This window comes from Nocardia sp. CY15, from assembly GCF_009829295.1.
Taxonomy (GTDB): domain Bacteria; phylum Actinomycetota; class Actinomycetes; order Mycobacteriales; family Mycobacteriaceae; genus Nocardia; species Nocardia sputi.
On the sequence record NZ_VUOT01000007.1, the window covers coordinates 229719 to 254651 of the forward strand.

General features: G+C 70.3%; 20 protein-coding genes. 10 read left to right on the forward strand and 10 right to left on the reverse strand.

Annotated elements, in window-relative coordinates:
• The first annotated feature begins 157 nt into the window (after positions 1–157).
• The gene (locus GVY39_RS12055) at positions 158–1990 is read left to right on the forward strand and encodes a phosphoenolpyruvate carboxykinase (GTP) (RefSeq protein WP_159923249.1); all 1833 of its coding nucleotides are present in this window, start codon (positions 158–160) and stop codon (positions 1988–1990) included.
• Between the two features lie 113 nt (positions 1991–2103).
• On the opposite strand, the gene GVY39_RS12060 is transcribed toward GVY39_RS12055, so the two are convergent.
• The gene (locus tag GVY39_RS12060) at positions 2104–2859 is read right to left on the reverse strand and encodes a phosphohydrolase (RefSeq protein WP_159923247.1); all 756 of its coding nucleotides are present in this window, start codon (positions 2857–2859) and stop codon (positions 2104–2106) included.
• 114 nt (positions 2860–2973) lie between these two features.
• Between GVY39_RS12060 and GVY39_RS12065 the strand changes: the two genes are divergently transcribed.
• A complete protein-coding gene (locus GVY39_RS12065) occupies positions 2974–3924 on the forward strand; it encodes a GlxA family transcriptional regulator (RefSeq protein ID WP_159923245.1) in 951 nt (316 codons plus the stop codon).
• A 346-nt stretch (positions 3925–4270) separates the two neighbouring features.
• On the forward strand, positions 4271–4474 hold the full coding sequence (locus GVY39_RS12070) for a hypothetical protein (protein ID WP_159923243.1): 204 nt from the start codon (positions 4271–4273) through the stop codon (positions 4472–4474).
• Here GVY39_RS12070 and GVY39_RS12075 read toward each other — a convergent pair whose 3' ends face one another.
• A complete protein-coding gene (locus GVY39_RS12075; protein ID WP_159923241.1) occupies positions 4475–5920 on the reverse strand; it encodes an aldehyde dehydrogenase in 1446 nt (481 codons plus the stop codon).
• A 209-nt stretch (positions 5921–6129) separates the two neighbouring features.
• Between GVY39_RS12075 and GVY39_RS12080 the strand changes: the two genes are divergently transcribed.
• On the forward strand, positions 6130–6441 hold the full coding sequence (locus GVY39_RS12080; RefSeq protein WP_159923239.1) for a hypothetical protein: 312 nt from the start codon (positions 6130–6132) through the stop codon (positions 6439–6441).
• On the opposite strand, the gene GVY39_RS12085 is transcribed toward GVY39_RS12080, so the two are convergent.
• Positions 6438–7223: a class I SAM-dependent methyltransferase gene (locus GVY39_RS12085; RefSeq protein WP_159923237.1), complete on the reverse strand. Its 786-nt coding sequence runs from the start codon at positions 7221–7223 to the stop codon at positions 6438–6440. The two genes, GVY39_RS12080 and GVY39_RS12085, sit on opposite strands and share 4 nt — an antisense overlap.
• 116 nt (positions 7224–7339) lie before the next feature.
• Here GVY39_RS12085 and GVY39_RS12090 point away from each other — a divergent pair, with 116 nt between their 5' ends.
• The gene (locus GVY39_RS12090) at positions 7340–8512 is read left to right on the forward strand and encodes a glycosyltransferase family 4 protein (RefSeq protein ID WP_159923235.1); all 1173 of its coding nucleotides are present in this window, start codon (positions 7340–7342) and stop codon (positions 8510–8512) included.
• 90 nt (positions 8513–8602) lie between these two features.
• Here the strand turns inward: GVY39_RS12090 and GVY39_RS34340 are convergent, their stop codons facing one another.
• Entirely contained in the window at positions 8603–10675 is a 2073-nt protein-coding gene (locus tag GVY39_RS34340) for a hypothetical protein (protein WP_236565398.1), read from the reverse strand.
• Positions 10676–10860: 185 nt separating this feature from the next.
• Between GVY39_RS34340 and GVY39_RS12100 the strand changes: the two genes are divergently transcribed.
• Entirely contained in the window at positions 10861–12105 is a 1245-nt protein-coding gene (locus GVY39_RS12100) for a polysaccharide biosynthesis protein (protein WP_159923233.1), read from the forward strand.
• 328 nt (positions 12106–12433) lie between these two features.
• On the opposite strand, the gene GVY39_RS12105 is transcribed toward GVY39_RS12100, so the two are convergent.
• Positions 12434–13594 (reverse strand): DUF3068 domain-containing protein, encoded by a 1161-nt coding sequence (locus tag GVY39_RS12105; protein WP_159923231.1) that lies wholly within the window; start codon positions 13592–13594, stop codon positions 12434–12436.
• A gap of 202 nt (positions 13595–13796) precedes the next feature.
• Between GVY39_RS12105 and GVY39_RS12110 the strand changes: the two genes are divergently transcribed.
• The gene (locus GVY39_RS12110) at positions 13797–14981 is read left to right on the forward strand and encodes an acyltransferase (RefSeq protein ID WP_159923229.1); all 1185 of its coding nucleotides are present in this window, start codon (positions 13797–13799) and stop codon (positions 14979–14981) included.
• Between the two features lie 9 nt (positions 14982–14990).
• Here GVY39_RS12110 and GVY39_RS12115 read toward each other — a convergent pair whose 3' ends face one another.
• From GVY39_RS12115 to GVY39_RS12135, 5 genes are all read right to left on the reverse strand, one after another.
• Positions 14991–15491 (reverse strand): DinB family protein, encoded by a 501-nt coding sequence (locus GVY39_RS12115; RefSeq protein ID WP_195069725.1) that lies wholly within the window; start codon positions 15489–15491, stop codon positions 14991–14993.
• Positions 15492–15610: 119 nt separating this feature from the next.
• Complete coding sequence (locus GVY39_RS12120) at positions 15611–19927, reverse strand: alpha-(1->3)-arabinofuranosyltransferase (RefSeq protein WP_236565397.1); 4317 nt, start codon at positions 19925–19927, stop codon at positions 15611–15613.
• Between the two features lie 43 nt (positions 19928–19970).
• Positions 19971–20141: a DUF2613 domain-containing protein gene (locus tag GVY39_RS12125; RefSeq protein WP_159923225.1), complete on the reverse strand. Its 171-nt coding sequence runs from the start codon at positions 20139–20141 to the stop codon at positions 19971–19973.
• Positions 20142–20312: 171 nt separating this feature from the next.
• Positions 20313–21407, reverse strand: a complete 1095-nt coding sequence (locus GVY39_RS12130) for an isochorismate synthase MenF (RefSeq protein ID WP_159923223.1) — start codon at positions 21405–21407, stop codon at positions 20313–20315.
• 53 nt (positions 21408–21460) lie between these two features.
• A complete protein-coding gene (locus GVY39_RS12135; protein WP_159923221.1) occupies positions 21461–21949 on the reverse strand; it encodes a universal stress protein in 489 nt (162 codons plus the stop codon).
• A gap of 346 nt (positions 21950–22295) precedes the next feature.
• Between GVY39_RS12135 and GVY39_RS12140 the strand changes: the two genes are divergently transcribed.
• From GVY39_RS12140 to GVY39_RS12150, 3 genes are all read left to right on the forward strand, one after another.
• A complete protein-coding gene (locus tag GVY39_RS12140) occupies positions 22296–23456 on the forward strand; it encodes a glycoside hydrolase family 3 N-terminal domain-containing protein (protein ID WP_159923219.1) in 1161 nt (386 codons plus the stop codon).
• Between the two features lie 98 nt (positions 23457–23554).
• Complete coding sequence (locus tag GVY39_RS12145; protein ID WP_040870930.1) at positions 23555–24154, forward strand: TetR/AcrR family transcriptional regulator; 600 nt, start codon at positions 23555–23557, stop codon at positions 24152–24154.
• A gap of 118 nt (positions 24155–24272) precedes the next feature.
• On the forward strand, positions 24273–24923 hold the full coding sequence (locus GVY39_RS12150) for a DUF5685 family protein (protein ID WP_201295203.1): 651 nt from the start codon (positions 24273–24275) through the stop codon (positions 24921–24923).
• Positions 24924–24933: the final 10 nt, after the last annotated feature.

The window sequence follows — 24933 nt, forward strand, 5'->3', positions numbered from 1 at the left end:
CGCTAAGTCCTGATCTGCCGCCCTCCTGGGGTGCGCGTTCGACCGGTCGGAGCGGGCGCCTTCCCGCCAACGGTGGCGCTCGGTGCATTCGCGCTGGTCATGGGCCTAGGGCCAGGCGGCGAAGCAGCGAGTAGTCGCCCATCTCAGGAGAGTTTTCATGACGTCAGCGACCATTCCTGGTCTTCGTGGATCCGACGGCAAGGCGCCGACCGAGCACAGCGAACTACTCGCCTGGGTACAAGAAGTCGCCGAACTGACCCAGCCGGACCGAGTGGTGTGGGCGGACGGCTCCGACGAGGAATGGGAGCGGCTGACCGACCAGCTCGTCGCGGCGGGGACGTTCAAGCGGCTGGACGAGAAGAAGAAGCCGAACTCTTTCCTCGCCCTGTCGGACCCCTCCGACGTGGCCAGGGTGGAATCCCGCACATTCATCTGTTCGAAGTCCGAGGCCGACGCCGGCCCGACCAACAACTGGGTCGACCCGACCCAGATGCGTGCCACGATGACCGAGCTCTACCGCGGCTCGATGAAGGGCCGCACCATGTACGTGGTGCCGTTCTGCATGGGTCCGCTCGGCGCCGAGGATCCGAAGCTGGGTGTCGAGATCACCGACTCCGAGTACGTCGTGGTGTCGATGCGCGTGATGACCCGCATGGGCGCCGCCGCCCTGGAGAAGCTGGGCGCCGACCGCCCGTTCGTGAAGGCGCTGCACTCGGTGGGCGCGCCGCTGGCCGACGGCCAGGCCGACGTGCCGTGGCCGTGCAACGACACCAAATACATCACCCACTTCCCCGAGGACCGCGAGATCTGGAGCTACGGCTCCGGCTACGGCGGCAACGCGCTGCTGGGCAAGAAGTGCTACTCGCTGCGAATCGCCTCGGCGATGGCCCACGACGAGGGCTGGCTGGCCGAGCACATGCTGATCCTCAAGCTGATCTCCCCCGAGAACAAGGCGTACTACATCGCCGCCGCGTTCCCGAGCGCCTGCGGCAAGACCAACCTCGCCATGATCCAGCCGACCGTGCCGGGCTGGCGCGCGGAGACCCTCGGTGACGACATCGCCTGGATGCGCTTCGGCAAGGACGGCCGTCTCTATGCCGTGAACCCCGAGTACGGGTTCTTCGGCGTCGCGCCGGGTACCAACCGCAGCTCGAACCCGAACGCCATGGCCACTTTGGAGGCGGGCAACACCGTCTACACCAACGTCGCGCTGACCGACAACAACGACGTCTGGTGGGAGGGCTTGGAGGGCGAGCCCGATCACCTGATCGACTGGAAGGGCAACGACTGGTACCAGCGGGAGACCGAGACGCTGGCCGCTCACCCCAACTCCCGCTACTGCACGCCGATGGCGCAGTGCCCGATCCTGGCGCCCGAGTGGGACGACCCCCAGGGCGTGCCGATCTCGGCGATCCTTTTCGGTGGCCGCCGCAAGACCACCGTCCCGCTGGTCACCGAGTCCTTCGACTGGCAGCACGGCGTGTTCATGGGCGCGACGCTGTCCTCCGAGCAGACCGCGGCCGCCGAGGGCAAGGTCGGCACCGTGCGCCGCGACCCGATGGCCATGCTGCCGTTCCTGGGCTACCACGTCGGCGACTACCTGGGGCACTGGATCAACGTCGGCAAGAACGCCGACGCCGCCAAGCTCCCGAAGATCTTCTACGTCAACTGGTTCCGCCGTGGCGAGGACGGGCGCTTCCTGTGGCCGGGCTTCGGTGAGAACTCCCGCGTGCTCGAGTGGATCATCGGCCGCATCGAGGGTTCCGCCGATGCCGAGGCGACCGCGATCGGTAACGTGCCGACCGCCGCGCATCTCGACTTGGACGGGCTGGACGTCGACGCCGCGGATGTCGATGAGGCGCTTTCCGTGGACGCCGGGGAATGGCGTAGGGAGATCCCGCTGATCGAAGAGTGGTTCGAGTTCGTCGGTGACAAGCTGCCTTCCGGCGTGCGCGACGAGTTCGAGGCGCTCAAGCAGCGTCTGGGCTGACACTCCACCCAAAGTAGCATCGCCCGCACCATCCGGCAGGATGGTGCGGGCGATTTGTTCTGCGCGACAGAGGATTCGCCTGCCTCGTCCGGCAATCGGTCGCAGTCGCAGCGTTATTCGGTGAACGGCGCCAGGCGGATCATGGCCAGGAAGCCCGCGCTGTTGAGCCAATGGATCCGACCCTTCGGCACAGCTTTCGCTTCCGCTCGGAACGCCGCGACCACGTGCCGCTTGAAGCCCAGTCGCGGATGACGCCGCAGCAGTTCGTCGACCCAATCCCCGTCCAGCTCCGCCAGCCGTGTTCCGAGCACGTCCGCCGACGCTCCCGCGGAGACGAACCCGCCGGGGTCGCTGAGATCGTCGGCGACCCCGGGTGTGACGTGGGCGGCGATGGCCGCGCCGATAGCGGTGGCGCGTTCCTGGGCTGCGCCCGCATCGAGCGCGAGGGCGGCAGCCCGTTCGCCGCCCGTCACCGCGAAACAGCGTCCCGGCGTGGGATGTTCGAGTTGCAGGTCGTGCAGCAGACATGAGACGTAGACCAGCTCGTCGTCATAGGCTGCGCCGTCGAGATCGGCCAGGACCCGTCCGAAGTAGTAGGTCCGCAGCGAGTGATTGAGCACGGGGGGAGTAAGCGCCTCGCTCGCCTCCGTCTCCGCCGCGACGGCGAGCTTGGAGTCGGGCAACCGTAGGCCGGCGAACTCCAGCTTTCCGCGTCGCCCCCGCCTGCCCAGCGCGAGCCGGACCCGGTTGGGCACCATGGCGGGCAGCGAACGGGCGGTCGCGACCGCCAGCCTGAGTCGTTGTTCGGTCGACAACGCGCCACCGGTGCGGGTGGCCCATGCCCAATCGAGGCCCGTCGGTCCGGCCACTTTGCCCTCCTTTTCCTCGGAACTCGGTGTGCACTGAAGTCAAGCCTGTGTCAACATCCACGACGAGTGGCGGGATTGACAGTAATACTCGGATTCGTGCCAAACTGGTAGGCGATGAAGCAGGTCGTGGCGCTGGCGCTGGACGGCGTCATGGCATTCGACCTGGCGTGTGCCGTCCAGGCGTTCCGGCACGGTCCCGGTAAGACCGGCGAGCCGTCCGGGTTCGAGATGCGGACCTGCGGGTTGCGCCCGGGTCCGGTGTGGACGCCCAACGGCTTCGAATTGCGGGTGGAGCACGGGCTCGAGGCGCTCGCGGAGGCGGACGTCGTCGTCGTGCCCGGGATCGGCATTCCCACCCTGCCCACGCCGCGTGCGGCGCTGGACGCACTGCGCGACGCCGCGAGACAGGGCGCGACCATGGTGAGCATCTGCGTCGGCGCGTTCATCCTGGCCGAAGCGGGTCTGCTGGACGGACGCCCCGCGACCACCCATTGGGCTTACTGCGGTGAGTTCGCGCAGCTGTATCCCGCGGTGAAACTGGACCCGACGGCGCTGTATGTCGACGACGGCGACGTACTCACGTCGGCTGGGCTGTCGGCGGGCTTGGACCTGTGCCTGCACGTGGTCCGCAGGGAGTTGGGCGCGCACGCGGCGGCCGAGCTGGCCAGGTGGAACGTCACCGCTCCGCACCGGGAGGGCGGTCAGGCGCAGTACATTCCGGACAGGCCGGGCGTGCGAGCCGTCGACGGCGGTCTCGCCGCCACCCTGGCCTGGGCGATCGCCGAACCCGCTGCGGCGGTGGATGTTTCGGCGCTGGCCGCGCACGCGTTGATGAGCGAGCGCACTTTCATCCGCCGGTTCAAGGCGGAAGTGGGCACGACGCCGCGGCGGTGGCTGGACGCGCAGCGCACCGCTCGGGCCCGGGAACTGCTGGAAACCACGCGTTTGCCGGTGGAAGTCGTTGCGGCGAAGTCCGGTTTCGGCAGTGTCACCGCACTGCGGGTGCACCTACGCGCGGCCACGGGTGCCACGCCGGCCGCGTACCGCCGATCACTGGCCAGGTGAGCGCGGCGACGCAACCGAACGATTCGGCGAATGCCGTTATCGGGGAACCGTTTCGAACGATCCGACCAGTTGGTGTCCGGTGGCCGGTGTCATGTCGCGTCGTGCCGTCGCGCGCGGATTCCCGAAATTTCCACGGATCGACGGGTTTACCAGTGCATGGAATGGGGTAATGATCTTGGTAAGAGATTTTGTGTAGTTGTAACTTATGCTTGGCGTGTTCTTCCTTCCGCATCACACAGTCGGATTACTGACGGTTAACTGATCGACTGAACGACTTCCCTTCCGACGTCGGACCCGCGGTGCCCGCGGCGTACGGCGAGATCGACGCGCGAGAGGTGGTTGGAGCATGGCCGATCTGGAGACGGCGACGTCCCTTGCCCCAATGGTTGCCGAATTCGATTCGGCGACCGCGAGCACGCCGCTGCGCCGGGTCGCGGAGCGGCTGCGCGCGGTGTTGCCGCCCGGGTGGCGCGTCGAGATCGTCGACGCCCCACCCCCGCGTTACGGCAACCGCGCCCCACTCCTGCGGGTGGTCATGCCACCCGACTGATCATCCGGTCCAGCCGAGTGGCATGAGCAGCGACTTCTGCTCGCAGAACGAATCCAAGCCCTCTGGGCCGTTCTCGCGTCCCAGCCCGGAGGCCTTGTAGCCGCCGAACGGCGAAGTCGGGTCGAACGCATACCAATTGATCGCGTAGGTGCCGGTACGCACCCGCGCCGCGATCTCGGCGCCGTGCTCGACGTCGGCCGTCCACACCGAACCGGCGAGGCCGTAGACCGAGTCGTTGGCGATGGCGACGGCCTCGTCCTCGGTCTCGTACGGAATGACCGACAGCACCGGCCCGAAGATCTCCTCCTGGGCGATGGTCGACTTGTTGTCCACGTCCGCGAAGATCGTCGGCTCGATGAACCAGCCGCGGTCCAAGCCCTCCGGGCGGCCGCCCCCGAGCACCAGTCGTGCGCCCTCCGCCTTTCCCTTGGCGATGTAACCCTCGACCCGGTCCCGCTGTCGCTCGGAGATCAGCGGACCCAGTTGCACGCTCGGATCGCTGGGGTCGCCCACCTTCATCGTCTTCACGTGTCCGACCAGCGCGTCGAGTATTTCGTCGTACCGGCTGCGCGGAACGAGGATGCGGGTCTGCGCGACACAGCCCTGACCGCTGTTCATCAGGCCGGAGAACGCGAGCATCGGGATGCCTGTCGCGACGTCCATGTCCGGCAGCAGGATCGCCGCCGACTTGCCACCGAGTTCGAGCGAGACACTCTTGAGCTGACCGGTGGCGATCGCGCCGATCTTGCGGCCGACCGCGGTGCTCCCGGTGAAGGTCACCTTGTCCACACCGGGATGGGAGACGAGGTACTCGGCCGCGTCGGGCTCGGCGGGCAGCACCGAGAGCACGCCTTCGGGCAGCCCGGCCTCGGTGCAGATGTCGGCGAGCATATTGGCCGTGATCGGCGTCAGCGGGGACGGCTTCAGTACGACGGTGCAACCGGCCAGCAGGGCAGGGGCGAGCTTGTTGGCCGCGAGGAACAGTGGAACGTTCCAGGCGGTGACCGCCGCGACGACGCCGCGCGGCTCGCGGGTGACCCGTGTGGTGCCGAACCCGCCGACCCGGGTCTCCTGCCAGGGGAAGGACTCGGCCAAAGCCGCGTAGGCGTCCAATGCGGCGACCGCCGGGATCTGATTCAGCGTCATCGCGATCATCTGCGGTGCGCCGACCTCGGCGGTCAGCGCGGCGAGCAGATCGGCGGAGCGCTGTTCGATCAGCCGGGCCACGCGGGTGAGCACCGCGGCGCGCTCCTTCGGCGGCGTGGCAGGCCAGGGGCCGTGGTCGAAGGCGTGCCTGGCCGCGGCGACCGCGGCGTCCACATCGGCCCGGCTCACCGCGGGCACGCTGCCCACCGGCTCGACCGTGACCGGCGAGATGACCTGGACGCGCTCGGCGGTGGCTGGAGCGGTCCAGCGGCCGCCGATGAACAAGCTGTCGTAATGCATGAGAACACGTTACAGTTTTGCCCCTCTTCTGTCTGTAACCTGTTCTAATTTTGGCCGATCGCGAGGCCCTGACCGGTGTGAATCCCGACCTCTCGGTTCGCTTTTCGCAGAACGCACTATTGCGTTCTGTTGCTGGAAAGGGGATGCTGTAGCGACATATCGGCTTGCTCCATTACCGAACCGTTACCGCAAACTGGGGAGTCCGAGTCATGGCGGTGCAAGTGATCGGCCGGTCGCTGATGACCAGTGATCAAACCGAGCATCAGGCTAAGTGTGTCGGCAGCGGTGGGTGGGTGGTCTCCTTCCTACCCGGCCGCACCCTGACGATCGAGCAGGCGACCGCGGCTATGCAGGCAGCCGAGGCGGTCGCCGCCGTCGGGATGCTGGCCGACATGGTCGGTCTGACCACGCTCGAGACCGTCGGGTTGGCTATGCGGGAATCGCCGTGGAGCGAGCCCGTGCACGCGCCGTGCGGGAAGCGGCACTGGCGTCGAGGATGGCTGGAGCCTTACCTCGGCTAACTTTTAGTTGCCACAACGACCAGATTGCTCACAAGTAACTCTCGCATCATGGGTACCCGGACCAACCACCACGCCCAGCGGGGGTGGTAGCGCGGAAAGACGGTGTGCACCTCGGCCGGAGTGCCTGCTGCCCAGCGCAATCCGTCCGCGGCCCGCACCGCGAACAGCGACCTGCCGAACCTGTTCTTGGGTTCGCGTCCGTGCTTGCGCCGGTAGCGGCGCGCGGCGTACTCGCCACCGAGGTAGTGCCACGGCCCGGTCTCGTGCCCGCCGAACGGGCCGTGCCACACCGTGTAGGAGAGCACGATCAACCCGCCGGGCCTGGTCACCCGCACCATCTCCTCGGCCATCACCCACGGCTTCGAGACGTGCTCGGCGACGTTCGACGAGAGACAGATGTCGAGCGCGTCGTCGCGGAACGGCAGCGCCATCCCGGACCCGCGCACCGCGCCCGCCACCGAGAGCCCGGCGGCGTGCATCTCCGACGGGTCGGGTTCCACCGGTATGTAGCGGGCCCCCGTGTGGGCGAACTCGTCGGCGAAGTAACCCGGTCCGCCGCCCACGTCGAGGATCGTCGCGCCGTCCAGCGACCGGCCGGTGAGGTCGGCGTAGAAGTCGGCGATCATCGCCGCGGTGTCGGCCGCCAGACCTCCGTAGAACAGCGCCGGGTCGGTCTGCTCGAACCGGAAACTACCGAGCAGCCGCAGCGACCGGCGCAGGGTCGCCCGGCGGGCGAACCGGGGCGAGCTGCCGCGCGTCGGCGTTTTTTCGGCTTTGAGCACGGCGCCGAGTCTCGCACAACCCCGATGGTGGGCCTCTCGGGCGGGTGCTCGGGTTAGGGTGTAGCGCGACATCCGACGTTCCCAACCGGGACCTACTGACCGAGAGAAGCTCCACCGTGCGCGAAGTCCTCCTGCTCTGCTGGCGTGACACCGGGCACCCGCAGGGCGGCGGCAGCGAGCGGTACCTCGAGCAGGTCGGCGCGCAGCTCGCGGCACGCGGGGTCAAAGTCACCCTGCGCACCGCCCGCTACCCCGGGGCGCCGCGGCGGGAACGTGTCGACGGCATCGACATCAGCCGGGCGGGGGGACGCTACACGGTGTACCCGCGGGCGCTCGCCGCGCTCCTGCTCGCCAGAATCGGCCTCGGCTCGTTGCGCGGCGTGCGGCCCGACGCGGTGATCGACACCCAGAACGGCATCCCCTTCTTCGCAGCCGCCGCCACCACGGCCCCGTCGGTGGTGCTGGTGCACCACGGACACCGCGAGCAGTGGCCGGTGGCGGGCCGGGTGGTCGGTCGCATCGGCTGGTGGATCGAGTCGCGGCTGTCGCCCCGCGTGCACCGGCGCAACCAATACCTGACCGTTTCGCTGCCCTCGGCGGAAGAACTCGCCACGCTCGGTGTGGACCGTGCGCGAATCGCGGTGGTCCGCAACGGAGCCGAACCGGTTCCAATCGACGCGCCGACGGGCGCCGCGGAAACCCGCACTGCCGCACCCACTGTCGTGGTGTTGTCCCGGCTGGTGCCGCACAAGCAGATCGAGGACGCGCTCGCGGCCGTGGCCCGGCTGCGTGACCGTATTCCCGGTCTGCGTCTCGACGTGATCGGCGGCGGCTGGTGGGCGGACAACCTGCGCGACAACGCCCGTGAACTCGGCATCGCCGACGCCGTCACCTTCCACGGGCACGTGGACGAGCGCCGCAAGCACGAACTGCTCGCCCGCGCCTGGGTGCACGTGCTGCCTTCCCGGAAGGAAGGGTGGGGCCTGGCGGTGATCGAAGCCGCTCAGCACGGTGTGCCGACGGTCGGATACCGGAGTTCGCGCGGGCTCACCGATTCCATCGTCGACGGCGCCACCGGCATCCTGGTCGACGACGTCGCCCAGTTGGCCGACGCCGTCGGCGATCTGCTGGACGATCCGGGAGCGCGCACCGTCATGGGTGAGAAGGCCCGCGCCCGCGCTCGCGAATTCTCTTGGGAGCAAACCGGAAAGGGCGTGTACGAGGTCCTGGTCGCCGCTGCCCGCGGCGAGCATGTCACCGGATTGATCGCGCCCCGGACGGTCGACTGAACCCAGCGCGCCGAGAAGCGCGGGTGTGTTCGTCGCGGAGGCCGGTGCTCACGGGGCGCCGTTGCTCGGGCAGTCGCGTGCGGGTCGGTCCTAGCGCTGCGTTCTGGCGCGGGATCGGGCGCGCGTACCCAGAGCGACCAGCGGGCCCGCGACGAGTAGCGCGGCCCACAGCATATGGGCGGCGGCGGTGACGGAGCGTTGCGCGGTCGTCGATCCACCGCGCTCGATGACACCGGGCACGCGATACAGCGCCAGGTCGGCGTCCTCGTAGATCCGCTCCAGTTGGGCGAGGGTCGTCGCCGATGCGCCGAGCGGCCCGGGGGTGGTCCGTTCGACGAGGACCCAGCCGACTCCGAGGCCGGCCAAGTCCGCAGCCGAGGCGCCGTGGAGCAGACGTGTTTCCGCTTCTCGCGCGCGAGAACCTTCGCCGGACACCGTACGCCCGCGCACCGGAAGCTCACCGGTCTGCAGGACGTCGTTGGGCAACATGCGCGGCGCCGGGTCGAGCACGGGCGCCGGGCCGCTGTAGCGGAACTTGCGGAACATCCCGCCCGGCAGCACCGCGACGTCGCCGGGGCCGTCCATACGTTCGGCGACCTGCTGCCAACCGGCGGGATAGTGCACCGCCCGCACGGCGCCGCCGACGCCCCACGCGAGGTCGTAGAACGGCAACACGAGAAGGACGACGAATACCGCCGCGACCGTGGATGTCACGGCCGGAGGCGCCGCCGCAGGCCGATCTGTTGTCGTGAACCGCTGTGCGGACGAAAGGCGCCGGGCCGCCACCGCGCATCCCGCCGCCGCGCACAAGGCATAGGCGGGCATGGCGAGGGCCACGTACTTCTGGGAGTCCCGCAGCAGTCCCGCGCCGGGCACGTGGGTGACCAGCCACTCCAGTGCGTGCATTCCCCACGCCGTCGCGCCGAGCGCGGGAAACAGGACCGCGACCGCCGCGAGCAGGAGCAGCGCGCGGCGGACATGGCGGTTGTCCGGGTCGGCGCCGCCCGTGGCGACGGAGCGCACGCCCAGCGCGACGATCACCAGCAACAGCAGCGTCGCGATCGTGGCCAGCGGCGTGGCGCGCGAATCCGGTACCGCTTCGGAGTTCCAGATCCCGCCGAGGCCGGCCAGGCTGCCGAGCGTGCCGAGGCCGGGTTCGGCACGAGCGGCGAAGGCCGCGATGCCCGCGGGATCGGACGGCTCACTGCCCGCGCCCGACAGCACCGTCGCGGCGAGCCATGGCGCCGAGCCGGCCAGCCACAGGACGAACGTAGCGGGTAGTTGGCGTCGATGGACCAGGGCGAACGCGGTCGCGCCCGCCAACAGCGCACCGGTCGGTGTGAGCCCCGCGGCGGCGAGGAATCCGGCCAGGGCCGCCCAGGCGGTCGCCGTTCGCGCACTCCCGCGCTGCGCCGCCTCGATGGGCCCTTTCCTCCGGTCTCTGCGCGCCGCGTCGGATCGCGCGCCGTTGCGGGAACGCGCCGTCGAGTCGGCTGCTGTGGCCGCGCCGAGGCGTTCGGACGAACCGGTTGTCGGTGCGTCCACCGGTTGGGCTTCATCGGTCTGCCCGCTGGTCTCGGTCGTATCCGAGATCGGGGCTTTGTCGACGTGCTCGGCTTCATGCGGTGGGCCGTCTGCTACCAGGTCGTTCTCGGGCTGGGCCGGTGGATGCGACAGAAATCCCTCGCGTTTCTTCGCGGTGGCCGTCGATCGGAGGCGGTAGGCGGCCAGGGCTGTCCACGGCAGAGCGGCATAACCGGCCAGCAGGCTCCAATGCCCCTGTAGCAGGCGCTCGGCCACGTACGGGTTCCACAGCGCCACCGTCGCGGCGACCAGTTGCGGCCCGAGCGACGCGCGCAGCAGTACGCGAGCGAGCGTCGCCGCCCCGTACGCCGCGGCCCACAGGGCGACGATCAGGATCGCCTTCACCAGCACCCCACCGTCGACGAACGCCGACAGCACGGCGAGCAGCGCGTCCTGCGGCACCGCCCGCGGCGCCGCGTCGCCGAGACCGAGCGCCGAGTCGGTCGGATAGCTGCGCGGCGTGCTCACCGCGTCGCGCAACAGCAGATACCCCGGCGCGGCCAACGGCCCGGTCACGAGCAGAGCCCCGGCCGCGCTGTACACCGCAGCCACCGCTCGATCCCGACCGCTCCCGCTCACGCCTGAGCACTGTACGTCCCCATCACCGCCGCCGCAGGGCCGAGCGCGCACGGGCCGTGCCGTTGGCGCTACCGGCCCTGCCGTGTGCGAGCGCCCGAACCGCGCTCCGAAACTGTCGCGTCCGCCGCGAGCAGGTCGCGTGGTCCGGCGGGGCGGGACGCGGGACCGGGTGTGCGGGTGGGACGATGGGCGGCGTGTCTGCTGTCCATCGGTTTCCTGTGGTGGCGGATCTGACGTGGGTGACGGCGGGTGCGATGACCGCCAACGTCGCCGGGTATCTGCTGCAGCTGCTGGCCGGGCGGTGGCTCGGGGTCACCGGATACAGCGAATTCGCGAGTCTGCTCGCGGTGCAGCTGCTGTGTGCGGTGCCCGCGCTGGCGTTGCAGAACGTGGTCGCCCGGGAACTCGTGCGCGGGGCGGGAATGGCGGCGCTGCGGGGGCTCCAGTGGCGGTGCGCGGTGATCGTGGCCGCGGTGGCCGCGGTGCTGGTGCCGCTGGTCGCCGTCGCGTTGAACGTCGGGGTGGCCGCCACCGCGGCCGCGCTGGGTGCGGCGCCTGCGCTGGTGCTGTTGTCCGGCGAGCAAGGAGTGCTGCAAGGCGGCAGGCGGTTTCGCGCCTTGGGCATGGTGCTCGGCGCCGCCGGGATCGCCCGGGTTTCGCCCGCCCTGGTCGTCCTCGCGCTGGGCGGCGGCGCGACGCTCGCGCTGTGGGCGGCGGCCTGCGGGGTCGCCGCGGCGGCTCTGCTCGCCAGGATCGTCGCCGGTGTGGCGTCCGCGCGCGTCCCCGGCGGAGTCAGAGCCGACGCGGTCGCCGCCGCCCCGGGCGTGTTGCCGGTGCTGCGGGCCGCCCAGGTGCAGGCGGCGCTGATGGCGCTGTCGTCGGCGGACCTGATCGTGGTCCGGATGGTGCTCGACGACGTGGACGCCAGCCGCTACGCGCTCGGCGCCATCGCCACCAAGATCGCCTTCTGGTTGCCGCAAGCGGTCGGTGTCGTGCTCTATCCGCGGATGGCGCAGCCGACGCACTCGGCGGGCGCTATCCGGGCGGCGCTCGCGGTGCTCAGCGGGATCGGCTTGATCGCGGTGCTCGGCGCCGTGCTCGCCGCGCCGCTCGCTCCGCTGCTGGCGGGCGAGGACTACGCCCCGATCCAGGATCTGCTGTGGGTGTTCGCGCTGCACGGCGCGCTGCTGGCCGTGCTGCAAGGCGCGGTGCTGTCGGCCATCGCCGTCGACCGCACTTCGCTCGCGCTGGTCACCTGGCTGGGCCTGGTCGTCGAAGTCACGTTGATGCTCACGCTGGCCCGCTCGACACCGGCGCTGATCATCACGGCCGTATCGGTCGCGGCCACCACCACCCTCGTGGTCGCCGTCATCGTCCTGCGCGCGGCCGATCACACCACACGTCCGGAGCCGCTGCGCCCGGTCGGCTGACCGGAGATCGTTCGCGGTCGACATTTCGAGCGCGGACGATCACGGCGCTGCCCGCGCATTCTTCCGCCCCGTCTGGTGATGCCCGAAGGAGGACGCCACGACGGTTGGCTGCCTGTTTCGCCACCGGGCCGAGTGAGTTGGGGGTGTCCATCCCACCCCGAGGGCGAGATAGCCGAGCGGGCTTCGGCCGCCTCACGTCCCGGCGTGCGGGCGCGATGCTGCCGATCAATCGAGGCACGCTCGTGTCGCCGAAGCGCGCGGACACCGAAACGAGTTCGGCTCCCCAGCCGCAGGGCGGGGGAGCCGAATTCAGAGGCGGTCAGCCGGATCAGGGTTGTTTGTTGATCCGGATCTGCTCGGTCGGCGCATCGTCGGCGCCACGGTTACCACGCGGAGCGGGACCGGATGAAGCCGCGCCGCTCGGACGCTGGCCAGGGGCGCCGCCCGCCCGTACAGGCCGCGCAGCCGAGCCGCCGCGCAGACCGAGAACCACACCGGCGATCAGCGCGATCACGCCGAGGACGCCGAGGACGATCGGCATGACGCGGCCGTACAGCGACAGCTTGTCGATGTTCTCCTTGGCCACCGAGATCTGCGACTCGATCGTGTTCTCGTCGAACACCAGGTGCGACTTCAGCGCGGTGACCTCGGGCTTGTCCGCGGTGCGCGAGTAGTACAGGTGCAGTGCCTCGCCGCCCTTGACCACGGTGCCGGTCTCCGGCTCGACCCACAGGTCACGGGTGTTGGTGTAGTAGCGCGTCATGGTCACCGGGGCCTCGCCGCCCTCGACGCCCCACTTGGCAGCGGGCAGGCTCAGCCGGTTGGTCGGCGCCTGCACGACGTCCCAGAGGCTGGTGGCGGGCACCGACATCTGGAAGTGGTAGACCTTCGTGTTGTTGACCTCGGTCTCGCCCATGAAGTTCACGTCGTAGGTCTTACGCGTGTTGAGGTCGAAGTACGGGTAGCTCTTCTTCTCGGTGCCGATCGGGAACCGGTACTGCAGACCTGTGTGCTGCACCGGCTCGGCGATGCTCTCGCCCTGGGGGTTCGTCGTCACCGCGATGGAGCCGTTCGGGTCCGTGTCGACCGGCATGCCGGTTACGCGGTCGATGGTGACCCGGTCGATGGTCGCGGTCAGCAGTCCGGTGTCGCCCTGCTTGTCGATGCGCCGCAGCGTCTGGCCCGCCTGCACGGTCATCTGCTGGGCGTCGGCGGGCTCCTCGACGGTGAGGAAGCGCTGCGAGACCAGCGGGACGTTGGTATCGACCTTGGCCGAGCCCTCCGGCGCGGTCAGCGACTTGGAGTCGAGCACGAGGCTGTCCTCCCCCTGCTGATTCGTCGCGATCGTGGTGATCTCCAGATCGAGGGGAGTCTTCGCCAGTTTGTCGACGGTGTAGGTCGGGATCATGATTGCGGCGACGATCAGCAACGCGCCGAGACCCACGAGCAGGCAGGCCACCGTCCTTCTGGTACCGGCACTCAGTGCCATGCAAACTCTCCTCGTCGTAGAACACAGGTCGCTCCGGCGAGCACTGCGGGCAGGCCGCGGCACTCGTGAGCCCCGACACTAACAGTCCGATGTCGTACTATGCCGCGTCGAGGCCGGAAACGGCCGAGAAATCGCCCGAGTCTAACGCGAAATCTGAAACGTCGGGTTATCAACTGTGGATTCGCAAGGCAGACTGGAGCCGATGACAGCGACCCTGCCCACCCCCACGCCCGCCGGAGAACGGGTGCGCCCGCGCGCGTTCGTGCCCGCGCTGGAAGGCATGCGCGGGATGGCCGCGCTCGGCGTGCTGCTGACCCACGTCGCCTTCCAGACCGGAGAATCCGGCACGCCGGTCGTCGGCCGGGTGTGGGGACGGTTCGACATGGCGGTGGCGGTGTTCTTCGCGCTGTCGGGGTTCCTGCTCTGGCGGCCGCACGCCGCGGCCGCGCGCGGACTCGACTCCGCGCCGCCCGTCGGCTACTACCTGCGGCATCGTGCCGCACGCATCCTGCCCGCCTACTGGGTGGTGGTGTGCGCGGTCCTGGTGTTGCTGCCCAGCGCCGCCGGGACCGCGGGCATGCGGGTGTGGGTGTCGAACCTGGCGCTGCTGCAGATCTACGTGCCCTTGACGCTGACCGACGGTCTCACGCAGATGTGGAGTCTGTCGGTGGAGGTGGCCTTCTACTTGGTGCTGCCCGTGCTGGCGTTCGCGCTGGTGCGCCTGCGCGGGTCAGCGGCGCGCCTGCGGGTGCCGGTGCTGCTCGCCGTGGCCGTCGTCAGCCTCGGCTGGAACTTCATTCCGGTGCCGACTCCGGACGCGATCCACGCGGACAACTGGCTGCCCGGCTATCTGCCCTGGTTCGCCGCGGGCATGCTCCTGGCGGAGCTCGCCGAACATAGCGTTCGGCTATCACGCTGGTGGAAAATCGGGGCGAATCAGCCCCTGATGTGGACGGTCGCGACGGCCGCCTTTCTGCTCGCGGCAACCGATGTGGCCGGTCCCGCCGGGCTCACTCGGGCCGAGCCTTGGCAGTACGTGGTGAAGATGGGACTCGGCGCGGTCATCGGGTTCGCCTTGCTCGCGCCATTGGTGTTGCGGGATCCGGCGGCGCGCGGGCACCGCTGGCTCGAGTCGCCGGTGGCCGCTGCGCTCGGGCGCTGGTCCTACGGCATCTTCATCTGGCACCTCGCGGTGCTGTCGATCGTGTTCCCGGTGTTCGGCATCCTGCCCTTCCAAGGCGACTTCGGTTACGTCCTGGTGCTCACGGTCGCCATCACCCTTCCGGTCGCCGCGGCCAGTTACGCGCTGGTGGAGGAGCCGGTGCGGCGCTGGGTCCGCAGCCGGGACCGGGTCCGGCGAACCGCGGAACCCGAGCCCGCGCCCTGATCGTCGCGGTCAGCCGTCCAGTTGCCGGTGCATGTCCACCAGGTGGTGGCGCAGCTCGTGCAGGGTGTGCACCGCGAGCCAGCGCAGCGAACGCTCGTCGGGCTCCGGGTAGGGAAAACGCAGCGTGCGCTCCCAGTCGTCGTCGCCGAGCCGCTCCAGCACGTTGGCGAACAGCAGCGCGGCGTCGCGGATCTGGCGGGCCACGTCCGCGGGATTCTGCTCGGCGTAGCCGTCGTACTCGACGCGCTCGTCCCGGCCCATCGGCGTGACGGTCGGGTTGTCCGAGCGGCGGGCCTCCAGCACGCGCTCGCGCTGGGCCAGCAGGACATCGCGCATGTGGCAGGCGTATTCCAGGGGCGACCAGACATCGGGCTTGCCGCGCTGTCGTAGTCTGCCGCTGTCGCTACCGAGCAGATCGGCGTATTCCACGGCGTGCTCCCGTGCCAGCGACGGCACGTCGGCCGCCGAAGCCAAGTCGTAGACGAAACCGCATTCGGCACAGGTGTTCACGCGTGGTCACGTTAGCAACCAGTGCCGTTGCGTCGCATGGCGAATGGGCGCCTCGGCGACCGGAGACCGTTCGTGCGTTCCGGTCGGCGCGTCGGCGCGTGACGACGACCGGTGAGCGGTCAGCGCGGTGGCGCCGAAGGCTCGGCATCCTCCGACCGGCCGCCACCGGCTCGTTCGGCGCGTTTCGGCCGGGGCAGCGCCGCGACTCCCACCGCGACGATCGCGACCAGGGCGGGCAGTTGCACCAGCAAGGACCCGCCCATATAACCCTCGGACGAGCGCCATGGACCGGTGGACAGCACGGCGGCCGACAGCATCGTGCCCACACCCGCGACGACGACGAGTGCCCGGGCGGGGAGATACGACGTCCAACGATGCGCGGCCAAGGCGATCACTGTGACGCCCGCGCCCACCGGACCGGCGATCACGGTGGTCGCACCGGCGAGTCCCACCGCGCCCAGCCAGCGGCGGCCCCAGGTGTCCGGCACTTCGCCGCGCGCGTCGGGGGCAGGGGAGTGCGTGTCGGCGCGGACCTGCTCGGATTCGACCGCATCGGTGCGGGTCGATCCGCGGCCGCGACGGGGGACGGCCAGGACAGCGAGCGGCAGGAGCAGCAGCAGGCCGCCGAAGATGCCGAGGCGATACCAGCGATCGACCGGGAAAGCGACCGTCACCGGGCCGGTGGCATCGGCAGGCAGCAGCCAGGCCTGCCGCCAGCCGTCGACCACCACCGGTTCGAGCGCGCGCCCGTCCGCGCTGGTCGCGCGCCATCCGACGTTGGTGCTCAGCGGCAGCACGAGCAGGCGGGTTCGGGCGTCGGACACCGGCGGAGCGGAGGTTTCCGTCCCGGAGCGGTTCAAGCGCAGCCGATCCACGAAGAACAGGTCCGTCGGCCCGACCGCCACGTCGGCCCGGCCCTGCGGCAGCGCGAGCTCGCCCGGTGCCCCGGACTCCGGCTCGGCCGCGTCGTCGGTGCACACCCGGGCGGGAACCGGTGCGCCGGAACGCAATTCGCCGACGGTGGCGGTGACCGTGGTGCGCAAAGTGCGCCCGCCGGCGTCGATCGTCGGGCCCAGCGCACACGGGACGGTGATCTCGCGGTCCAGTGGCGCGGCCGTGGGGTAGTCCGGCCCCAGGACCGCCACCTCCGCCAGGCCGGACGGCTGGGTCTGCACGAAGCCGAGCGCGGTCTTGTCCAGTACCGGCCGCCAGGTCCGCATGCTGAGCTCGATGCGATCGGTCACGGCGGGGTGCAGGGAGATTCGCGTCGGCGCGCCCGGATCGCCGTCGTCCAGCTCGCGCACTTGCGGACCGTCACCGAGATTCACCGTCACCGAGGTGGGCGCCGCGGGCAGGCCGCCGAGCGATGGGGTCAGTTCCAGGCCGGTCACCAGCACGGGCTCGGGCAGCTCGATCGTGAGGGTCGGCCTGCCGCCGGTCAGTTCGCGGACCGAGTCCTCCGGTGCGGTCCAGCTGGTACGCGGATCGCCGTCGGTCGCGGCGAAGGCGGCGCCGCGCAAATCGCCCACGTCGGCTTTGCCCCTGGCCACCGGGCGGGCGCGGTCGGTGAGCAGCGCCTCCAGGGCCGGACCCTGCCTGGTGCGGACGGTCAGTTCCGGGAAGACCGCCATCGGCTCCGGAACGGTCAGCGTGCGCTGGAACGTGCCGGGCTCCTCCGGCGCCAGGGCCAGACCTTTGCTGCAACGCACCCGGTCGGGCGCGTCGAAACACGCGCTGCGGCCGGGGAATTCCTGGCCGAGATCCCACGCCCGCACGCGAGCGTCGGCTGGACCCGACGGCACCACGGTCCGGTGCCGGATGTCTACCCGCACGGGCGCGTCGCGCTGCGAATAGTCGTCCAGCGCGAGTTCGCTGAGGCCGAATTGCCCGCCGCCGGAGCCGCCTTCGGTTCGAATGGCGGTGATGGTCAGCCACTCGGTGCGGCCCGCGGGCAGTGAAACCGAGACCGGCACACCGGGTTCGGAGACCCGGACCGAGACGGTGCCGTTCGCGGTGCGCACTTCGATCCACTTGATCGGGTCGCCGATGGCGGCCGAACTGGTCGTCATGCTGAGCTGCCCGGCTCGGATGGGGCGATCGAGATCGAGCCGGAGCCACTGGCCGAGGGCGCGTTCGATGCCGTTGCTGATCCACGCGGTGGCCGGGTCGCCGTCGACGACGGCCGCGGTCGAACTGCCCGGCGCCGCTCCGCCGAGCTGGGTGGCGTCCGCGGCCGAACTCGACGCGGTGATCGTGGCGCCGGACCATTCACCGCGCACCAGTTCCGCGCCGGGCACGAGATAATCGGGCACCAGGTTGTGCGTGCGGCGCGCGTCGTCGGGGGCGCGCAGCGCCGAGTTGTGATTGTCCACCCGGCCGAAATCGGCTTCGCGATCCATCGGCGTGTCCGTGACGGTCACCGGGCCGATCGGCAACCCGGCCTCGGCCGCGTCGGCGGCGAGCAAGGTGAGGGTCCGGTTGGCGCCCGGGTCACGATGCATTCGCTCGAGCACTTCCGGTCCACCCTGGACGACCGGAACGTCCCCCAGCGGAACGGTGTACGCGCCGGGGAACGCCTCCGGTGCGCCGGTTCCGCCTCGTACCTCGGCGGGCGTGCCCGGTCCCGGCGCGTCCACCCGGTAGATCTCGATGGCCGGGTACGGCGGGCGCAGGTCGCCGTCGGCCACCAGGTCGTCGGCGATCACCACGGATTCGATCGGATCGCCGAACTCGGCCACCTTGCGCAGGCCGGGCGAGCCGTCGAGCGCCTGGTGGGCGAGTATCGGCCGGGTCGAGCGGGAAGTCTCCGGGTCGAGGTCGTTACGCAGGACGACGACGCCGATGCCCTGGGCCGTCAGTGTCGCGGCGAGCCCCGCCGAGGGCCTGCCGTCGGCGATGAGCCGCTGCACCGAATCCATCGCGCGAATGGTGCCGGGCGGGTTCAGCGGCACCGCGTCGCGGACCGCCCAGGGGGTTTCGGCCAGCGCTTGCAGCGGTTCGTCGCGGGTGAGTCCCCAGACCTGGCTGCCGAAGGGAGCGCCGGGCACCACCAGAGCGCGGGTGTCGGCGGCGTTGTCCGCCAGCCAGTCGGCGGTCTGCTGCCAGTAGGCGGGCACGTGGTCGTAGGCGCCGCGCGGCGCGAGTCTGCCGGTCCAGGCCAGTGAGGTGGACAGGGCGAGCGCGGTGAGGATCAGTGCCGCGACCGCGACCGCGCGGTCCCGTTCCGGGTGCGCGAACGCGCCGCGCCAGACCGGCAGCGGCGCGGAGGCGGGCAGCGGAACCCGGGCGAGCAGCTGAGCCAGCCCGAGCACGAGCGGGATACGGATCAGCGGCTCCAGCTTGTGCACGTTGCGCAGCGGGGCGCCGCCGGAGTCCAGGAAGACGCGCACCGACTCCGCGAACGGTCCACCCAGCTCACCGACGAATCCGGCGCAGATACCGACCAGCCCGACACACAGGATCAGCACGAGCCTGCCGCGATACGGCATGGACCGCAGAGCCAGGCCCGCCATGCCCGCCGCCGCGACCAACCCGGTCGCCAGCACCGCCGCAGGCTGGGTCACCAGCACCGCGCCCGCGATACGCTCCGGCGAGACGAACGGCGTCCAACTGTCGGTGCCGCGCAGCACTTCGCCCAGCGACGCCCACTGTGTGGTCACGCCCGAGGACTCGATGTAGTCCAGGAACGGTGGGCTCACCTTGCCGAGCAGCAGCAGCGGCACCACCCACCAGAACGTGGCCAGCACCAGCAACGGGATCCACGCCGCGGTGAAACGCCACCACCGCCGGTTCGGCCGGTAGGACGCCCACCACAGCAGAGCGGGCAGGAAGGCGGCCACCGTCGCGACCGCGTTGACCGAGCCCATCAAGGCCAGCGCCAGCGCGCTTCCGGCGGGCGAGGCGGCTCCGCCCCGCTGCCGGTCGCGCCGGGCGACGCCGAGCGCGGCGGGCGCCAGCAGCACCCACGGCGCCAGCATCATCGGCAGCGTCTCCGAGGAGATCGACCCGATGGTGGTCAGTACCCGTGGCGACAGCGCGAAGGCGAGCGCGGCGACGACGCGCGACCCGCGCGTCCCGATGCCCAGCGTTTCGCAGAGGCGGACGATCCCCCAGAATCCGGCGAGCAGCAGCAGCGCCCACCAGATCCGCTGCGTCACCCAGGCGGGCACGTTCAGCACATGGCCGAGCGAGAAGAACGCACCGTGCGGGAAGAAGTATCCGTAGGCCTGGTTCTGCACCTGGCCCATCGGCGCCTGGCTACTCCACAGATGGCTCGCGCGTGCGAGAAAGCCGAGCGGATTCTGCGCCAGGTCGTATTTCGTGTCGGCGACCGTGAGGCCGGGCGCCTGCGCGAAGGTCAGCAGGAACGCCGCGACGACGGTCGCGGCGAACCAACGTCTGCCCAGCGGCGCGGTGCTGTGCTGCCCCGGCGCCACGGGCGATCCGAGCGAGTCGGCGGGTGAAGCGGAGGTCAGCGGGTCAGCGGCTGCCGTACTCAACGTTGTTCAGCAGCGAGGAGTCCTTGTCGCCGCTGCGGTCGATGTCCGGTCGCGTGTTCTGCTGGATCGCCATGGTGATCAGGAAGACACCGATAACGCCCAGCACGGCGCCCGCGACGGCACTCGCAACACCAGGGACAGCAAACTTCATCGCGGCACTCCAATACGTCGATGCAGGCACGTTCCCGGTCAACCTAGCAGGGCGTCCGGTATTTGTATGCGTTCAGGCCGCCGAATCTCCGGCGGCTTGTCCGGCGGACCGCCGCCTGGAGCGCACCGAGCAGCTCGGCACGCTGCTGCCGGACGGTCCCGATCGGGCGCTTCAGCGCGAGGGGAGAGCGCAGTGCAGCGCGCCGAGGAGGGTGCGCAGTTTCGCGGTCGTCTCGTCGAGTTCCGCCTGCGGGTCGGAGGCCGCGACGATGCCGCCGCCCGCGTGCGCCCGCACGGTTCGGCCGTCGGCCGAGAGTTCCGCACAGCGGATCGCGACCACCCAGGCGCCGTCGCCGTCCGCGTCGCACCAGCCGACAGCGCCGCCGTAGAACCCGCGGTCTTCCTCGATCTGCGTGATCGTGTCCAGAGCCAGATCGGTGGGGGTGCCGCAGACCGCGGGCGTCGGGTGCAGCAGCAGCGCCAAGTCGAGTGCGGTGATCGTGGCGTCGCTCAGGCGGCCGGTGATCGGCGTCGCCAAGTGCCACACCTCATGGGTGCTGACCAGCTCCGGTGTGTCAGGAATCGACAGTTCGGCGCAGATCGGGCCGAGCCGCGCCCGGATCCAGTCGATCACGAACGCGTGCTCGTCGCGATTCTTGGTGCTGGTCAGCAATTCCCGGGCCTGGGCGGCATCGGCATCCGGGTCGGGCAGCCGCGGCGAGGTGCCCGCGAGCGGGCGCAGCGTCACGATGTCGCCCTGCCGAGCGATCAGCACCTCCGGCGTCGCCCCCACCAGGGTGGCGCCGGGGCGTCCGGCGGGCGTCAGGTCGACCGCGAAGACGTTCGCGTGCGGATGCCTGGTCAGCAGGTGCCCGGCGACGACTTCCGGGTCGAGCGCCGAACGCGCCTCGGCCAGCACCGAACGCGCCGCGACCACTTTGCGGAGTGGTTGCGCGGGATCGTTGAGCTGCTCGACCAGCTTCGTCACGCGCGCCACGTGCTCGGCCGGGCTCGGTATCTCGGCCACCACTCGCACGTCGGGCAGATCCGGCAGCGCGGCGGGCCGCCAGGGACCCGCCGTGTGCTCGGCGTGCTCCGGCACACACAGCGCGGCGGGCTTGCGTGGATCGAAGGGCAACGCACCGACGACCAGCTCCGCGCGGCCCTCCCGCAGCGCTGCCCGCGCTTTTCGCGCGTCGTCGAAGAAGACGCGGCTCCCATGACCCCGAACAACTCCGTCGGCCCGAGCAAGCAGGAACCCATCCATGACCCCAACCTAACCCCGTCGACGCGCCCTATCGCGCTGGAGCGATCCAGATCTCACGCGTGCGCGGCCGGGGAGTTCTTGCCCGGTGGGACCAGCAGAACGGGGCGGTGGCAGTGCTTGAGGACGGCGTCGGCGACGCTGCTGTGCAGGAGCGCGCGAATCCCGGTGGCGCCACGGGTGCCTGCGACGATGATGTCGACGTCCAGCTCGTCGGCGCAATCGACGATGGCGTTCCAGATGGTCGTGGTGCATTCGGCGGTGCGCGCCTCGGCGTTCAGTCCCGCCGACTCGGCCAGCCGCACGCCCTCGGCGTTGGTGGCGCGCGCGTCGACGTAGGCGATGTCCTCGAGCTGGTCGTCGGGCACCCATTCCGGTTGCATGACGCCCGAAAGCCCGGACAGGCGAGCGGCTTGACGCACCATGGGCTCCCAGGCGGTCAGCACGATGGCTCTATTCGCGCTGAGGAATCGCCCGGCGTATTGGACGGCGCGTTTGGCGTTCTCCGAGCCGTCGTAGGCGATGAGCATCAGATCGCAGGGCACGATGACCTCCTGGGCAGGCGCATGCCGACACCATGAGGTTACCCTCGGCGGCGCGCGTCAACCGGCTCGTTTTCCGGCTTCCACCTGCGAGAACGCGGGCCGCGACCAGCCCGGCCGCGGTGATGTCCGGCGTATCCCGTCCGAGCATGAGCGGCGGCAGGCGGCGCGCGGCCGGCGCCGGCGCGCTGCCGGAGGGCGGCGACACGAAATGCTCGGCGCCGCCGGTGATATCGCTCCGAGGCGGCCCCGCGCCGGGACGGCCATTCGGCGCCGCGCGCGAGTTACCTGCCCGGTAGGGCTGGAGCGACTGCGGTCGCGCACCTCGCGACGAGTACGGTTGGCCTCTATGCGGAAGACGCCTCTGCTCGTCCTCGCCGTTCTCGCCGCCGTCGCGACCGCCTGCTCGAACGGCGGCTCCACCGAGTCGGCCTCGTCGAGCACCACCACGCCGGAAGCGACCACCGCAGCGATCCCGGCTACCGGCTCGGCGCCCCCGGACTGCAACGCCGGATACCTCGCGCAGTTCACCACCCGCGGGAAACTCGCCCAGTTGCTGACCGTCGGCGTCACCGGCGCCGCCGACGCCGCCGGCGTGGTGCGCGATGAGCAGATCGGCGGCATCTTCGTGGGCGGCTGGACCGACGAGGCGCTGCTCGGTTCCGGGCAGATCACGCAGGTGACACAGGCCGCCAAGGTACCGCTGATGGTCACCATCGATGAGGAAGGCGGCCGCGTCTCGCGGGTGCGCGACCTGATCGGCCCGGCTCCGTCGGCGCGGGAGACGGCCCAGACCATGAGTCCCGAGCAGTACTACAGCGCGACGCTGGCCAGGGGTCGGGCGCTGAAGGACCTCGGCGTGACGGTGAACTTCGCCCCCGATGTCGACGTCAGCTCCCAGCCCGACGACACGGTCATCGGCGACCGCTCCTTCTCCGACGATCCGGCGGTGGTCACCCGCTACGCGGACGCCTACATCCGGGCTATGCGCGAGGTCGGCGTCGGCACGGTGATGAAGCACTTCCCCGGCCACGGTTCCGCCTCGGGCGACTCGCACACCGGCGCGGTGCGCACCCCGCCGCTGGAGCAGATGCAGACGGTGGACTTGGCGCCGTTCCGCGACCTGGTCGGTTCGGGCGCCGCCGTCATGGTCGGTCACTTGGACGTGCCCGGACTGACCACACCGGACGTCCCCGCCAGCATCAGTCCGGAAACGATGCGTTTGCTGCGCGAGGGCACCGGTTACGGCGCCGCCGCGTTCCAGGGACCGATCTTCACCGACGATCTCGGCGGCATGGCGGCGATCACCAGCCGGATGTCGATCGAAGACGCCGTCGAAGCCGCGCTGCTCGCCGGCGCGGACAATGCCCTGTGGATCACCACCGATGCGGTGCCTCAGGTGCTCGACCGGCTGGAGCAGGCCGTGTCGAGCGGGCGCCTGCCGATGGCGCAGGTGGATGCCTCGGTGTTGCGCATGGCCGCGTTCAAAGGTGCGCTGCCGCGCTGCTGAGCGCGCCGCACGGCCGAGTCGGGCGACGGGTGAGCAAATCGGACCGCCGGAACTTACCTTGGAGTAATATATGAGATTCACCTGTGGTAGGAGTGTTGATGGCGGGCGGTACGAAGCGACTTCCGCGGGCTGTACGCGAGCAGCAGATGCTCGACGCCGCCGTGGAGGTCTTCTCGCGTAAAGGCTTCCACGACACGTCGATGGACGCGATCGCCGCCGAGGCGAAGATCTCCAAGCCGATGCTCTATCTGTACTACGGCTCCAAGGACGAGCTATTCCGTGCCTGCATCCAGCGGGAGGGGCTGCGGTTCATCGAATCGGTCGCGCCCGCGGGCAACCCGTTGTTGACGCCACACGAGCAGGTGCGCACCGCGCTGGAGGGCTTCCTCGGTTTCGTCGACCGCAACCGGCGCTCCTGGCAGGTGCTCTACCGGCAGGCCATCGGCCAGCAGGCGTTCGCCTCGGAGATCGAGAACGCGCGCGAACGCGTCATCGAGCTGACCGCCAAACTGCTGGAGTCCAGCGCCAAGCACGCCGAACCGGGGACGAACTTCGACGTTGTCGCGGTCGCGGTGATCGGCGCGGGCGAGGCCATCGCCGACCGGCTGGCCAGTGGCCGCATCGAAGTCGCCGAGGCGGTCGACCTGCTGGACGACTTGGCCTGGCGCGGCCTGGCGGGCCGGAAGAAGACCGAGTAGCCGCCTTTTTCCCACCCTGGTTGCTTCCGCGCCGCCCTCCTGCCACAGTGCGTGAGTTCGCAAAACGCGGACCGGCTCATTCGATCGAGCCGGGAGAAACGGGGCGGAAGTGTTCGGGTTGCTCAGGCCGTGTGCGCACGGCGCTCAGAAGTACGGAATCGATGCGGCCGAGTGGCGTGCGCATCTGTGCGGTTTGTGTCTCGGGCTGCGGGACGGGCACGGTCAGCTCGCCCGCGCCACCACCAACAAGGACGCGCTGGTGCTGAGCATGCTCACCGAGGCGCAGTCCGGTTCGTCGGCACGCACCACCGCGGCGCCGTGTCCGCTGCGGGGAATGCGCCGCGCGTCGGTGGCCACCGCCGATTCGCCCGGCGTTCAGCTCGCCACCACCGCCTCACTACTGTTGGCGGCGGCCAAGATTCGCGACCACGTGGACGACGGCGAGGTTGCCGCGCTCGCCCGCGCGCCGCTGGCGAAAGCCGCGACGCGCTGGGACCGGGAAGCCCGCGCGGGCGCGGAGCGGATCGGTCTCGACGTCGAACCGCTCGTCGCGGCGCTGAACGCGCAGGTGCGACTGGAGCAGGAGGCGAAAGTCGCGGTGGGCGGTTCGGGCAGGGCGGGGTCGGCCGGGTTCGAGCCGGAATCGCTTGCCGCAGGTGAGTGTGGACTCGACAGTCGTGCGAGCACATCAACACGCTGGCGGCGCCCGTCGCGACAGCGACCGTCAGGCCGAACCGCCCGGTGGCTGTGGTGTGCCCGAGCCAGCTGATCATGGCCTG